The 13,595-nt window shown below is 64.8% G+C and carries 12 protein-coding genes; 9 read left to right on the top strand and 3 right to left on the bottom strand.

Translation table 11 applies throughout. The features are described from left to right. Nucleotide 1: 1 nt before the first annotated feature. A complete protein-coding gene (locus XH83_RS08915; RefSeq protein WP_194406639.1) occupies nt 2-517 on the bottom strand; it encodes a helix-turn-helix domain-containing protein in 516 nt (171 codons plus the stop codon). A gap of 368 nt (nt 518-885) precedes the next feature. Further along, nucleotides 886-1,893, bottom strand: coding sequence for a polyprenyl synthetase family protein (locus XH83_RS08920; RefSeq protein WP_026202916.1), 1,008 nt, complete (start codon nt 1,891-1,893; stop codon nt 886-888). Between the two features lie 132 nt (nt 1,894-2,025). Here XH83_RS08920 and XH83_RS08925 point away from each other — a divergent pair, with 132 nt between their 5' ends. The 6 genes from XH83_RS08925 to glyS all read left to right on the top strand — a co-directional run bounded on the left by XH83_RS08925 (nt 2,026) and on the right by glyS (nt 7,663). Next, nucleotides 2,026-2,253, top strand: a complete 228-nt coding sequence (locus XH83_RS08925; RefSeq protein ID WP_018323354.1) for a DUF2007 domain-containing protein — start codon at nt 2,026-2,028, stop codon at nt 2,251-2,253. Next, nucleotides 2,246-3,010 (top strand): tRNA1(Val) (adenine(37)-N6)-methyltransferase, encoded by a 765-nt coding sequence (locus XH83_RS08930; RefSeq protein WP_194406640.1) that lies wholly within the window; start codon nt 2,246-2,248, stop codon nt 3,008-3,010. The genes XH83_RS08925 and XH83_RS08930 overlap by 8 nt, the downstream gene beginning before the upstream one ends. 214 nt (nt 3,011-3,224) lie before the next feature. Beyond that, nucleotides 3,225-4,133 carry a S49 family peptidase gene (locus tag XH83_RS08935; protein WP_194406641.1) on the top strand — a complete coding sequence of 303 codons (909 nt, stop codon included), beginning with the start codon at nt 3,225-3,227 and terminating at the stop codon, nt 4,131-4,133. Nucleotides 4,134-4,248: 115 nt separating this feature from the next. Then, nucleotides 4,249-4,440: a hypothetical protein gene (locus XH83_RS08940; RefSeq protein WP_194406642.1), complete on the top strand. Its 192-nt coding sequence runs from the start codon at nt 4,249-4,251 to the stop codon at nt 4,438-4,440. A 188-nt stretch (nt 4,441-4,628) separates the two neighbouring features. Continuing rightward, nucleotides 4,629-5,564, top strand: coding sequence for a glycine--tRNA ligase subunit alpha (locus XH83_RS08945; RefSeq protein ID WP_038948278.1), 936 nt, complete (start codon nt 4,629-4,631; stop codon nt 5,562-5,564). Next, complete coding sequence (gene glyS, locus XH83_RS08950; protein WP_194406643.1) at nt 5,564-7,663, top strand: glycine--tRNA ligase subunit beta; 2,100 nt, start codon at nt 5,564-5,566, stop codon at nt 7,661-7,663. Before XH83_RS08945 ends, glyS begins: the two co-directional genes overlap by 1 nt. 230 nt (nt 7,664-7,893) lie before the next feature. Here glyS and XH83_RS08955 read toward each other — a convergent pair whose 3' ends face one another. Next, nucleotides 7,894-8,247 (bottom strand): DUF1236 domain-containing protein, encoded by a 354-nt coding sequence (locus tag XH83_RS08955; protein WP_194406644.1) that lies wholly within the window; start codon nt 8,245-8,247, stop codon nt 7,894-7,896. A gap of 225 nt (nt 8,248-8,472) precedes the next feature. Here XH83_RS08955 and XH83_RS08960 point away from each other — a divergent pair, with 225 nt between their 5' ends. From XH83_RS08960 to XH83_RS08970, 3 genes are all read left to right on the top strand, one after another. Continuing rightward, nucleotides 8,473-8,628, top strand: a complete 156-nt coding sequence (locus tag XH83_RS08960; protein WP_008562090.1) for a DUF3096 domain-containing protein — start codon at nt 8,473-8,475, stop codon at nt 8,626-8,628. A 96-nt stretch (nt 8,629-8,724) separates the two neighbouring features. Further along, on the top strand, nt 8,725-11,664 hold the full coding sequence (gene ppdK, locus XH83_RS08965; protein WP_194406645.1) for a pyruvate, phosphate dikinase: 2,940 nt from the start codon (nt 8,725-8,727) through the stop codon (nt 11,662-11,664). Nucleotides 11,665-12,123: 459 nt separating this feature from the next. Further along, nucleotides 12,124-13,578, top strand: a complete 1,455-nt coding sequence (locus tag XH83_RS08970) for a cell wall hydrolase (protein ID WP_194406646.1) — start codon at nt 12,124-12,126, stop codon at nt 13,576-13,578. The last annotated feature ends 17 nt before the right edge of the window (nt 13,579-13,595 follow it).

Raw genomic sequence — 13,595 nt, forward strand, 5'->3', positions numbered from 1 at the left:
GTCAGTCTCCAGCCGGCGCGACGGCCGGGTTCATAGCCCTAAGCGAAGCGAGTCGTGTACGCATCCCGCGGCTCGCACGGGGACCTGCGATGACGACCGCATTGGCGAGTGTGATCGGTTGCATGTCGGTGGCATCGACCACGACCGGATCAAACGGACGACTATCCTTGCGGTTCGCCAGCAGAATGGATTCGCCCTTCGGCGCGAGATGCCTGTTGCCCCAGGCCAGCAGCGCCGCGACCACGGGGAAGAAATCCCGTGCCTTGTCCGTCAGCACATATTCGTAGCGCGGCGGCCGTTCGTGATAGCGGCGCCGGACGAACATGCCTGATGCGGTGAGATGGGTGAGCCGCCGCGACAAGATGTTCGGTGCAATGCCGAGGCTTTGCGAGAATTCGTCGAATTTCGTCGCCCCCTGAAACGCATCGCGCAGGATCAGAATGCTCCACCATTCGCCGACCGTCTCAACGGCCCGGCCGACGGGGCACTCCTGGATGGAAGGTAATTTGGGCTGCATGGGCAGAAAGTAGGTAAGTAACTTGCAAAATGCAAGTAACAGGGTAGGCGAGACCGAAGCTGAGCCGCTGTCGTGCCCCGGACGCAGCGCAACGCTTCTTCAGCGGTGCGCGGCGGAGCCGGGCCCCATATTGCTGATCTCGGGGTGTCGCCTAGGTCCCGGCTCTGCGCAGCAGCGTTTCACGCTGCAGCGCGTCCGGGACATGAGAAGAAGTGGGGCATCTTGCTCGGTGAGTGGGAGCGCAGCGAAGCAATCCAGGCTCTTTCCGCGGAGGGATTCTGGATTGCTTCGCTGCGCTCGCAATGACGGGGAGAGAGTTGCGCGCACACTCTCCCAGCGCCCAATCCAGGAAGAGCGTCAGCCGCCGCCTAATGCGACCGCGCCAGACAGAACGCCACCACCTGCTCCAGCGCGCTCTTCATCGGCGAGGACGGGAACAGTGCCAGTGCGTCGACGGCCATCGCGCCGTAGTGCTGGGCGCGGCTCAGCGTGTCTTCCAGCGCGCGGTGCTTGTTCATGAGCCCGATGGCGTGATCGAGATCGCTGTCGCCGATCTCGCCGCGCTCCAGCGCCCGGATCCAGAAGGCGCGCTCGGTGTCGTTGCCGCGGCGGAACGCGAGCACGACGGGCAGCGTGATCTTGCCCTCGCGGAAATCGTCGCCGGTGTTCTTGCCGAGCTTGGCGCTCTTGCCGCCATAGTCGAGCACGTCGTCGACGAGCTGGAAGGCGATGCCGAGATTCATGCCGACCGAGCGGCAGGCGGTCTGCTCGGCCTTCGGGCGGTTGGCGATGACGGGGCCGACCTCGCAGGCCGCCGCAAACAGCTCGGCGGTCTTGCCGCGGATCACGGCGAGATATTCGTCCTCGGTGGTCGCGGTATTCTTGGCGGCCGCAAGCTGCATCACCTCGCCCTCGGCGATGGTGGCGGCCGCCGCGGAGAGGATGTCGAGTGCGCGCAGCGAGCCGACCTCGACCATCATGCGGAACGCTTGGCCGAGCAGGAAGTCGCCGACCAGCACGCTCGCCTCATTGCCCCAGAGCATGCGGGCCGAAAGCTTGCCGCGGCGCATCTCGCTCTCGTCCACGACGTCGTCGTGCAGCAGCGTGGCGGTATGCATGAACTCGACGGAGGCAGCGAGCTTGATGTGGCCGTCGCCGGTGTAGCCGGCGAGGTTGGCCATGGCGAGCGTCAGCATCGGCCGCAGGCGCTTGCCCCCCGAGGAGATCAGATGGTTGGCGACCTCCGGGATCATGGTCACGTCCGAACCGGTCCGCGACAGGATCGTGGCGTTGACGCGCTCCATGTCAGGGGCGACAAGGGCAACCAGCTCTTCGATCGACGCGCCGGGAGTTTCGAAAGGTACGATGACGGCCACGCCGGTCTCCAATATTTGCCCCAAAAGGGCTATTCTGACGGAAAGACAATAGAAACTGGCGGCGGATGCGGCAAGTGCTGCGGAACCATTGACATTTGCCGTTCCCCCCTTTTCAGGCAGGAGACCTGCGATTTGCGTGAACTGGTTCGGACCAACGATATGGTGCTGGTGTCGGCGATCGGCGCGCTGCTCGATGGCGCCAATATCCATCATCTGGTGCTGGACCAGAACATGAGCATCATCGAGGGCTCGCTCGGTATCCTGCCGCGGCGGATCCTCGTCCACGAGGACGACGCCCAAGAGGCGAGGGAGCTGCTGACCGAGGCCGGCCTCAGCCACGAACTGCGCGGCGATGAGTGAGGCGACAGATATTACCGAAGACGCCTTTCTCGGCGGGCGGTTGCGCCTCAAGCAGAAGCGGTCCGGCCATCGCGCCGGGCACGATGCCATCCTGCTCGCGGCGGCGACCGAGGCGCGCATCGGAGATCGCGTGGTCGATTTCGGGGCCGGCGTCGGCACGGCCGGGCTGGCGCTGGCCCGGCGTATTCCCGGGATCAGGCTCAGCCTGGTCGAGATCGATCCGGAGCTGGCCGAGCTCGCGCGCGACAACGCGGCGGCAAATGCGATTGGCGCCGAGACGATCGTGCTCGACGTCACGGCCGACGCGCAAGGCTTTGCGTCACATGGGCTGTCGCCCGACAGCGTCGACGTGGTGCTGATGAATCCGCCATTCAACGATCCGGCCCGGCATCGCGGCTCGCCCGATCGGCTGCGTCACACCGCGCATGTAGCAACGGAGGAGACGCTGCATGCGTGGGTGCATGCAGCGCGGCGCATCCTCCGATCGAATGGCGTGCTGACATTGATCTGGCGTGCAGATGGCATCGCCGATGTCCTGGAGGCCCTGTCGCGCGGCTTCGGCAGCCTTGCGATCCTGCCGGTTCACGGCGAGGCGGGGCGGCCCGCGATCCGCGTGCTGGTGCGCGCGGTCAAAGGTGGCCGGGCCCCGACGCGATTGCTGTCGGGCCTCATGCTCAATGATGAGGCGCGCGTTTCAAAAAACGAGATGATCGAGATTTTGGAGGGGAGAGCGGCCTTGCCGCTGATGGAACCTTGACGGCTTACTGCGGAAGCGATTCCGACTGCTGCTCTTGCGGAGTCGTCAGGCGGATCGCCATGAACAGCGCACCGATCAGCAGCATCAGCAGATAGATTTTCATGGTGTTCTCCGCTGCCTCATTGCAGCCTCCCAACGAGAAATCTGCAAAACACGTTCCAGGCACTTCCAATGACAGTCGCGTGATAAGAAATGGTTAATCAGAGGTAACGGCATGGCCGAACAATTGAACGATCGTGAGAGTTCCGGCCTGGCCGACAAGCTCATGCAATATCTGCCGGCGCGCTTCCGCCCCGGCACTGCGGTGGTGCCGGTGGTGCGGCTGTCGGGCGTGATTGGCGCGGTGACGCCGCTGCGTCCCGGCATGACGCTCGCGGGCGTCGCCAAAGTGCTGGAGCGTGCGTTCTCGATGCGCAACGCCAAGGCGGTGGCGCTGGTGATCAATTCGCCCGGCGGCTCGCCGGTGCAGTCGCGTCAGATCTATCTGCGCATCAAGCAGCTCGCGGCGGAAAAGAAGCTGCCGGTGCTGGTGTTCGTCGAGGACGTCGCCGCCTCCGGCGGCTACATGATCGCCTGCGCCGGCGACGAGATCATCTGCGATCCATCTTCGATCCTCGGCTCGATCGGCGTGGTCGGCGGCAGCTTCGGTTTCCAGGAGGCGATCAGGCGGCTCGGCATCGAGCGGCGTCTCTACACGGCCGGCGAACACAAGGCGATGCTCGACCCGTTCCTGCCCGAAAATCCCGATGACGTCGCCAAGCTGAAGACGATCCAGCGTGAGATCCACCAGATCTTCATTTCGCTGGTGAAGGAGAGCCGCGGTGCGCGCCTCAAGGGCGCGGACGATACCCTGTTCACGGGCGAATACTGGGCCGGCGAGAGCTCGGTGGCGCTGGGACTTGCCGACAGCATCGGCGATCTCCGCTCAACTCTTCGTGCCCGGTATGGCGACAAGGTTCTCACCCCCGTGATCGCGCAGCCAACCGGGTTGCTGTCAGGTCTTTTGGGCCGGAAATCGCCCGGCGCGGGGCAGCTTTCGGCCCTGGAATCAATGGCCGGGCTGCCGGACGAGCTGATTTCGGCGGTCGAGACGCGGGCGATTTGGGCGAAATTCGGGTTCTAGCCGGAGTCCTTCCGCGCCATTTGGTCCAGGGGAACTTGAGGGCGAGCCAATTGCGGCGCGGCCCGGTCTGCGCAAGAATGTGCGTGGGGGCTGAGCACTCAACAAGGATCGACCGATGCCGCCGTTCGTCGCTTTCGCGGGCGTGCTGGGCGGGCTTGCCGTGGTCCGCTGGGCCTACAAGACCGCCGTCAAGATCAACCAGGAGCTGGAGGAGATGCGCCTGTCACGCGTCGCCGAGGCAGCCCACGTGGGGGATATCCAGACGCTGAAACGTGACCCCGTGACCGGGGCGTTCAGGCCGGGGTAGCCGCGCCTTTCCCATTTGCGCCGTCATTCCGGGGCGATGCGAAGCATCGACCCGGAATCTCGAGATTCCGGGCTCGCCCTCCGGGCGCCCCGGAATGACTGCTCTTTGCCCCCTTTGCCTTGATTCCCACCCCCGCCGTCGATACGGTCCCGCGCGATTCAAAACCCCCGCGAGAGCCTGATCTGACGATGGACGCCTCATTGCCCGCCCATATGCGCCCGGAACGCTCGTTCCAGGGTTTTATCCTCGCGCTACAGCGGTTCTGGGCCGAGCAGGGCTGCGTGATCCTGCAGCCCTACGACATGGAGATGGGCGCGGGCACCTTCCATCCGGCGACCACGCTCCGCGCGCTCGGGCCGAAGCCCTGGAACGCCGCCTATGTTCAGCCCTCGCGCCGACCCAAGGACGGCCGCTACGGCGAGAACCCGAACCGGATGCAGCACTATTACCAGTTCCAGGTGATCATGAAGCCGTCGCCGCCGAACCTTCAGGAGCTGTACCTGAAGTCGCTCGCCGCGATCGGCATCGATAGCGCCGTGCACGACATCCGTTTCGTCGAGGACGATTGGGAGAGCCCGACGCTGGGCGCCTGGGGCCTCGGTTGGGAGTGCTGGTGCGACGGTATGGAGGTGAGCCAGTTCACCTATTTCCAGCAGGTCGCGGGCTTTGAATGCGCGCCGGTCGCGGGCGAGCTCACCTACGGGCTCGAGCGCCTCGCGATGTATGTGCAGGGCGTCGACCGCGTCTACGACCTCAATTTCAACGGCCGCGATGGCGACGCCAAGGTCACCTATGGCGACGTCTTCCTGCAGGCGGAGCGGGAATATTCGAAGCACAATTTCGAAGTCGCCGACACGGCGATGCTGTTCGAGCAGTTCAAGATGGCGGAAGCCGCCTGCAGGAAGTACCTCGATGCCGGCTGGAAGGACGACAAGCGCGAGGCGCATTTGATGGCGCTGCCGGCCTATGACCAGTGCATCAAGGCCAGTCATGTCTTCAACCTCCTGGATGCGCGCGGCGTGATCTCGGTGACCGAACGTCAGAGCTACATCTTGCGCGTGCGCGAATTGGCAAAAGCCTGTGGCGAGGCTTGGATCCATACTGAAGCGGGCGGAGCGGCCTGATGCCCGATCTTTTGCTTGAACTGTTCTCGGAAGAGATCCCCGCGCGCATGCAGGCCAAGGCGGCCGACGATCTGCGCCGCATGGTCACCGACAAGCTGGTCGCCGAAGGGCTCGTCTACGAGGGCGCGAAGGCGTTCGCGACGCCGCGCCGCCTCGCGCTCACCGTGCACGGCATTCCCGCGCGTCAGCCGGACCTCAAGACCGAACGCCGTGGCCCGAAAATCGGCGCGCCCGATGCGGCCGTGCAGGGCTTCCTGAAAGCGACGGGTCTGAAGTCGCTGGACGAAGCAAAAATCCAGCGCGATCCCAAGGGTGATTTCTACATCGGCTTGATCGAGAAGCCCGGCCGCGATGCGATCGACGTGCTCGCCGAAATCCTCCCTGTCATTATCCGCACCTTTCCCTGGCCGAAATCGATGCGCTGGGGCGCGCGATCGGGCAAGCCGGGCTCGCTCAATTGGGTGCGCCCGCTGCACGCGATCACCGCGACCTTCGGGCTCGAGACCGAAGAGCCGGATGTCGTGAAGTTCGAGGTGGATGGCATTCAGAGCGGCCAGACGACATATGGCCACCGCTTCCTTGCGCCGGCGCCCATTCAGGTGCGCCGCTTCGAGGACTATGAGGCGAAACTTCTCAACGCCAAGGTCGTGCTCGACCCCGAACGCCGCAAGGACGCGATTCTCACCGACGCCAAGCAGCTTGCGTTTGCGCAAGGATTCGAGCTCGTCGAGGACCAGAACCTGCTCGACGAGGTCGCCGGCCTCGTCGAATGGCCGGTCGTGCTGATGGGCTCGTTCGAGCCGGAATTCCTGGCGACGCCTGCTGAAGTGATCCGCGCCACCATCCGCAACAACCAGAAATGCTTCGTGGTGCGCGATCCCAAAACGGGCAAGCTCGCGAGCAAGTTCATCCTGGTCGCCAACATCGAGGCGACCGATGGTGGTGCGACCATCATCGCCGGCAACGAGCGCGTCATTCGCGCGCGGCTGTCGGATGCGAAGTTTTTCTATGAGACCGACCTGAAGACGAAGCTCGAGGAGCGGCTGCCGAAATTCGAGCAGATCGTGTTCCACGAGAAGCTCGGCACCCAGGCTGCGCGCATCAAGCGCATCGAGCGCCTCGCCGCGGAGATCGCGCCGCTGGTCGGCGCCGATGTCGCCAAGGCGACGCGTGCCGCGCATCTGGCGAAGGCGGATTTGCTGACCGAAGTCGTCGGCGAATTCCCCGAGGTGCAGGGCCTGATGGGCAAGTATTACGCGCTGGCGCAGGGCGAGGATGCGTCCGTCGCGGCTGCGTGTGAGGAGCATTACAAGCCGCAAGGTCCTGCGGATCGCGTGCCGACCGATCCGGTCAGCGTCGCCGTGGCGCTCGCCGACAAGCTCGACACGCTCGTTGGATTCTGGGCCATCGACGAAAAGCCGACCGGCAGCAAGGACCCATATGCGCTGCGCCGCGCAGCACTCGGCGTGATCAGGCTGATCGCCGAGAACGCACTTCGTCTGTCGCTCATGAAGGTGGCAGCGTCCGCGCTCGTCGGCTTGTCGGTCAAGCCAGCCGATGCCTCGAAGGTGCCAAGCGACCTCCTCGCCTTCTTCGCCGACCGTCTGAAGGTCCAGCTCCGCGAGCAGGGCGCGCGGCACGATCTCGTCGATGCCGTGTTCGCGCTCGGCGGCCAGGACGATCTCCTGATGATCGTCCGCCGCGTCGAGGCGCTCGGCAAATTCCTGGAAAGCGATGACGGCAAGAACCTGCTCGCTGGCACCAAGCGCGCCAGCAACATCCTCTCCATCGAGGAGAAGAAGGACAAGCGCACGTTCGACGGCGCGCCCGATGCCGCGCTCTATGGCCTCGCTGAGGAGAAGGCGCTGGCGAAAGCGATCGACGAAGTGAAGGCGGAAGCCAGTGCCGCCGTCGCCAAGGAGGATTTTGCCGCCGCGATGCGCGCGATGGCGAAGTTGCGTCCGCCGGTCGATGCGTTCTTCGACAAGGTTCGCGTCAATGACGACGATGCCAAGGTGCGCGAGAACCGCCTGAAGCTCTTGAACGAGATCCGCAGCGCCACGCGCGCGGTGGCGGATTTCTCGAAGATCCAGGATTGAGGCTGCGTGCCTCAATCACCGCTTGTCATTCCGGGGCGCGCCACTTGGCGCGAGCCCGGAATCCATTTCACTTCATGATGCGCGGCACGATGGATTCCGGGTTCGCGCGCCCCGGAATGATAGTCCCAAAAAAGTGCCCCGCCCGGCGGGGGGAAGACCGGGCGGGGCCTGATGTCCGTTTTTAAACTGCTCGCGCCAGCCTGATGTGACGCGCCGGACATCTAGTTGAACTAGTCCAGCACCTCGACGATGCGGCGCGAGCGCGGCTCGACGAGCACGGTCTCGCCGTTCACGACGGTGTAGCGGTAGGTGGTGGCGCCGAAGCGTTGCGGCACGTCATAATAAGTGACGCCGCTTTCGGGTAAGGTGGCGCCGACCACGATGCGATCCGGAATCCGGAAGGCGGGCACGCGTTGTTCGACGACATATTCGCGGAAAGCGGGCCGCTGTTCGGCCGCAATGGTCGGAGCGCTGTCGACCACGGCGGGTGCGCGTCCGACGGTGACACCGCTTTGCGCCTGCGCCGCCAGGGGCGAGCCGATCGCGGCCGCGAGCGCTGCAAGGGCAAGAATCCTGTTCCGCATGGACAACTCCTTCGACGTGATGGTTCGGGCGCGCCAGCGGCGCGACCGGTTGCCAATGCATGCGTGTTGGCAATGTTCCGGGAAAAGCCCCGCCGCAACAGCGGCAATTTCGGGCAGTTTTCGTGGGAGCCGGAACTCGACTCGCCTGTTGCGCGTCTCTACTCCCGGAACCGGGAGGGCTATGATCCGCCCGCGATTCGCACCGCCTCCACAGAAAGATAATTCATGCACATCACCGTCGCCCACATTTCGCCGATCCTGTCGTTGATTGCGGGCGTGCTCATCCTGATCATGCCGCGGCTCCTCAACCTGATCGTCGCGATCTTCCTCATCGTGAACGGCGCGATCGGGCTCGGGCTCCTGAAGTGGCTCCGCTTCTAGGCGTTCACTTTTCGGAACTGTCCGACTTGCGCGGGCCCGCCCAAAATGGTGTAAGGCCCGCGATTTCCCATTCCTCTCGCAGGTTGTGTGCAAGCTATGGCCAAAGCCGCCTCGAAGCCTAAAAAAATGCCAGCGAAATCAAAGTCCTCCGCCGCCGCGAAGGCCGCGCCGCCGGCCCGCAAGGCGTTGGCCAAGAGCGCGCCGAAGCCGGTCGCCAAGCCCGCTGCAAAGGCTGCCGCCAAGCCCGCGGGCAAGCCGGCGGCAAAGGCCGTAACCAAGGCGGCCGCGCCCAAAGTCGCCGCGAAGCCCGCGCCGAAGAAGGCTGCGCCCGCGAAGACGACGCCAGCCGCGGGCAAGGCCGGCAAATGGGTTTACACGTTCGGTGACGGCAAGGCCGAAGGCCGGACGGAGATGCGCGACCTGCTCGGCGGCAAGGGCGCCAATCTTGCCGAAATGGCCAATCTCGGCCTGCCGGTGCCTCCCGGCTTCACCATCCCAACCTCGGTCTGCACCTACTTCTATGCCCACGGCAAAACCTACCCCAAGGAACTGCAGGCGCAGGTCGAGAAGGCGCTCGACCATGTCGGCAAATTGACCGGCAAGATCTTCGGCGACACCAAGAACCCGCTGCTCGTCTCGGTGCGCTCCGGCGCGCGCGCCTCGATGCCGGGCATGATGGATACCGTGCTCAACCTCGGCCTCAACGACCAGACCGTGGAAGCGCTGTCCGAATTGTCGGGCGATCGTCGCTTCGCCTATGACAGCTATCGCCGCTTCATCACCATGTATTCGGACGTGGTGCTCGGTTTCGAGCATCATCACTTCGAGGAAATCCTCGACACCTTCAAGGACAGCCAGGGCTACACGCTCGACACCGATCTGTCGGCCGACGATTGGGTCGACCTGGTCGGCAAGTACAAGGACGCGGTAGCCCGCGAGACTGGCAAGGACTTCCCGCAGGATCCGCACGACCAGCTCTGGGGCGCGATCGGCGCCGTGTTCTCATCCTGGATGAACGCGCGCGCTGTGACCTATCGCAAGCTGCACGACATTCCGGAATCCTGGGGCACCGCGGTCAACGTGCAGGCCATGGTGTTCGGCAATATGGGCGAGACCTCGGCTACCGGCGTTGCGTTCACCCGCAACCCCTCGACCGGCGAGAGCAAGCTCTACGGCGAATTCCTGATCAACGCGCAGGGCGAGGACGTGGTGGCGGGCATCCGCACGCCGCAGGACATCACCGAGGAAGCGCGCAAGGAATCGGGCTCCGACAAGGCGTCGATGGAAGCGGCGATGCCGGAGGCCTTCAAGGAGCTGACGCGGATCTACACGCTGCTCGAGAAGCACTACCGCGACATGCAGGACATGGAGTTCACGGTCGAGCAGGGCAAGCTGTGGATGCTGCAGACCCGCGGCGGCAAGCGTACCGCGAAAGCCGCGCTGCGCATCGCGGTCGAGCTCGCCAATGAAGGCCTGATCAGCAAGAAGGAAGCGGTCACCCGCATCGATCCGGCTTCGCTCGACCAGCTCCTGCACCCGACCATCGATCCCAATGCCAAGCGCGACGTGATCGCGACCGGCCTGCCGGCATCCCCGGGTGCTGCCTCCGGCGAGATCGTGTTCTCCTCGGACGAGGCGGCCAAGCTTCAGGGCGACGGGCGTAAGGTGATTTTGGTCCGCATCGAGACCAGCCCGGAAGACATCCACGGCATGCACGCCGCCGAAGGCATTTTGACCACCCGCGGCGGTATGACCTCGCACGCAGCGGTCGTCGCCCGCGGCATGGGCAAGCCCTGCGTCTCCGGCTGCGGCACCATCCGCGTTGATTACGGCCGCGGTACCATGAGCATCGGCTCGCGCACCTTCAAGACCGGCGACGTCATCACCATCGACGGCTCGCTCGGCCAGGTGCTCGCCGGCCGCATGCCGATGATCGAGCCGGAGCTGTCCGGCGAGTTCGGCACGCTGATGAATTGGGCCGACCAGGTCCGCAAGATCGGCGTCCGCGTCAATGGCGACACGCCCGACGACGCGCGGACCGCGATCAAGTTCGGCGCCGAAGGCATTGGCCTCTGCCGCACCGAGCACATGTTCTTCGAAGAGACGCGCATCCGCACGGTGCGCGAGATGATCCTCTCCGAGGACGAGCAGTCCCGCCGCGCCGCGCTCGCCAAGCTGCTGCCGATGCAGCGCGCCGACTTCGTCGAGCTGTTCGAGATCATGAAGGGCCTGCCGGTCACGATCCGGCTTTTGGATCCTCCCCTCCATGAATTCCTGCCGCACACCCACGCCGAGGTCGAGGAAGTGGCGCGCGCCATGAACACCGACCCGCGGCGCCTCGCCGATCGCGCGCGCGAGCTCTCGGAGTTCAATCCGATGCTCGGCTTCCGCGGCTGCCGCATCGCGATCGCCTATCCGGAGATCGCCGAGATGCAGGCGCGTGCGATCTTCGAGGCGGCGGTCGAAGCCGAGAAGCGCACCGGCAAGGCCGTCGGCCTCGAGGTGATGGTGCCGCTGATCGCGACCAAGGCCGAGCTCGATCTCGTCAAGGCGCGGATCGACGCCACCGCACAGGCCGTGATGCGCGACACCAACACCAAGCTGACCTATCAGGTCGGCACGATGATCGAGCTTCCGCGCGCCTGTCTGCTCGCGGGCGAGATCGCGAAGTCGGCCGAGTTCTTCTCGTTCGGCACCAACGACCTCACGCAGACCACCTACGGCATCAGCCGCGACGACGCGGCGAGCTTCCTCGGTCCCTACGTGGCGAAGGGCATCCTCTCGGTCGATCCCTTCATCGCGCTCGACCAGGAAGGCGTCGGCGAGCTGGTCAAGATCGGCGTCGCGCGCGGCCGCAAGACGCGGCCGAAGCTCAAGGTCGGCATCTGCGGCGAGCACGGCGGCGATCCGGCCTCGGTCGCCTTCTGCCACAATATCGGTCTCGACTACGTCTCCTGCTCGCCCTACCGCGTGCCGATCGCCCGCCTTGCCGCCGCGCAAGCAGCGCTCGGCAAAGCGATCGCGAGCCAGGCGTAAGCAGAACTAAAATGCTGGAATGAAGAGGCGGGGCGAAAGCTCCGCCTCTTTCCGTTTTGGCCGATGCTCTCTCCCCCCGTCATTGCGAGGAGCCCTTGCGACGAAGCAATCCAGATCGTCTCCGCGGAGAGATTCTGGATTGCTTCGCGGCGCTCGCAATGACGAGCATCGCGGATGCACCGCGCAACACGGGGAACTCGTCGCGCATCCGTAGTGATACGCGCCGTCAAGAGTTCCTTCACCATTCGCGTTGACGGGTCGTTTACCGCTTCACGTGACGACGCATTTACCAGCGCGCGCGATCGCCCCGTGAAAACACCTGTGTTCGCTTGAGTGTGCCGCACGCGCAACGCCGATTAACGCCCCGGCAACCTAAATTGGATACTTACGATAAAGATCGAATTGCACGGATGTACTGCTGCTCGATTTTTCTGGCGTAAGCGTAGCGTGAGCGTAACGATGTCAGTGTTGCGTAACCATCCGAAGGGCGCGCGGTTCGCGTCCTTCGGAATCGGTCTCTGCATCTTCGCATTGATGCCGAGAGAGACCGGCTATCAGGACATTGCCTCCTTGCTGGCGCGCCAACCTGGCGTTGCCGAGCGTTGGCAGAAGCAGGTGTTCTCTGCGGCGTCCTCGATCCAGCTCGCCACCTACAGTTTTTCGCGGCCCATCGGCACCTCCGTGCCGCAGAGCGCGATGGTGCGTCTCGCGAGCCTCGATGGCCGCGACGTCACTGGCGCGATCAGCCGCAATCCGGCGCTGCAGACCGCGCCGCGCTACCAGGCTTCCGACTTTCCCAAGGTCGATCGCTCCATGAAGGGTGATCGCCTCGCAACAATTGCACCGGGCCAGGCTCCGGAGACGAATGCGCCCGCAGCGGCACCGTCGCAGGAAGATCCCGCGACGTCGAACAGCTCGGTGTTCGGGGCCAAGACGGCCGCGTTGCCGCAGGCGATGTCGCCGGAATCCGCGGCCGCGCTCGATCCCGAGCTCCAGGAGGCGCTGCGCGCGCCGCCGCTGCCGCAATATGCAAATCCGCCACAAGCCAGCGATGCCGCGCGTGCGTTCGCGGTCCAGCCCCTCGAAGCGCTGAAGCGGGCGACTGCGCCGACGACGCCTGTGCGCGATCCCTTCAGCGTCAAGACCTCGAACCTGTTCTTCGGCAGCTCCTCGCTCGGCGGCAATCTCGAGAGCATAGAGAGCTGGAAGCCCGGCGCCGAACCGCTGATCGTGATGCCCGACCCCGACATGAAGGTGACGGCCTCGCTGACGCCGCCCACGGTGGAGATCGCCAAGGACATCGAGAGCGGCGAGAGCGTTGCTCCGAAGGGCGAGGTCAACGCCGACAACCAGCGGACCAGGTCTCCGGCGGAACGGCTCGCGCTCGACGACAAGTCGCGCGCGAAATCCGAGAAGTGCCTCGCGGAAGCGGTCTACTTCGAATCCCGCGGCGAGGCCGTCCGCGGCCAGATGGCCGTCGCGCAAGTCGTGATGAACCGCGTGTTCTCCGGCAAGTACCCCGATACGGTGTGCGGCGCGGTCTATCAGAACAAGCACCGCCATCTCGCCTGCCAGTTCACTTTTGCCTGCGACAACAATGCCGACGTGATCCGCGAGCCCGAGATGTGGGAGCGCGCCAAGAAGATCGCGAAAGCCATGCTCGATGGCCAGATCTGGCTGCCCGAAGTCGGCAAGTCCACGCATTATCATGCCTATTGGGTGCGCCCGTCCTGGGTCGCCGAGATGAAGAAGATGTACAAGACCGGCGTGCACACCTTCTACCGCCCGCGCGCCTGGGGCGACGGCAGCGAGGAACCGAGCTGGGGCACGCCGGCCCAGACCGCCGCGCTCTCCGCCGAGCTCGCCCAGGAAGCCAAGAGCTCCGCCGAGATGGGCGCGAGCGAGCGGAGGTAGTCGTCTTCACAAAGACA

The organism is Bradyrhizobium sp. CCBAU 53351, assembly GCF_015291745.1.
Taxonomy (GTDB): Bacteria; Pseudomonadota; Alphaproteobacteria; order Rhizobiales; family Xanthobacteraceae; genus Bradyrhizobium.

Bases quoted from the DNA above. Each gene is read 5' to 3' on its own strand.
- XH83_RS08915 (WP_194406639.1), bottom strand. From the start codon at position 517: ATGCAGCCCAAATTACCTTCCATCCAGGAGTGCCCCGTCGGCCGGGCC.
- XH83_RS08930 (WP_194406640.1), top strand. From the start codon at position 2,246: ATGAGTGAGGCGACAGATATTACCGAAGACGCCTTTCTCGGCGGGCGG.
- XH83_RS08935 (WP_194406641.1), top strand. From the start codon at position 3,225: ATGGCCGAACAATTGAACGATCGTGAGAGTTCCGGCCTGGCCGACAAG.
- XH83_RS08940 (WP_194406642.1), top strand. From the start codon at position 4,249: ATGCCGCCGTTCGTCGCTTTCGCGGGCGTGCTGGGCGGGCTTGCCGTG.
- XH83_RS08945 (WP_038948278.1), top strand. From the start codon at position 4,629: ATGGACGCCTCATTGCCCGCCCATATGCGCCCGGAACGCTCGTTCCAG.
- glyS (WP_194406643.1), top strand. From the start codon at position 5,564: ATGCCCGATCTTTTGCTTGAACTGTTCTCGGAAGAGATCCCCGCGCGC.
- XH83_RS08955 (WP_194406644.1), bottom strand. From the start codon at position 8,247: ATGCGGAACAGGATTCTTGCCCTTGCAGCGCTCGCGGCCGCGATCGGC.
- XH83_RS08960 (WP_008562090.1), top strand. From the start codon at position 8,473: ATGCACATCACCGTCGCCCACATTTCGCCGATCCTGTCGTTGATTGCG.
- ppdK (WP_194406645.1), top strand. From the start codon at position 8,725: ATGGCCAAAGCCGCCTCGAAGCCTAAAAAAATGCCAGCGAAATCAAAG.
- XH83_RS08970 (WP_194406646.1), top strand. From the start codon at position 12,124: ATGTCAGTGTTGCGTAACCATCCGAAGGGCGCGCGGTTCGCGTCCTTC.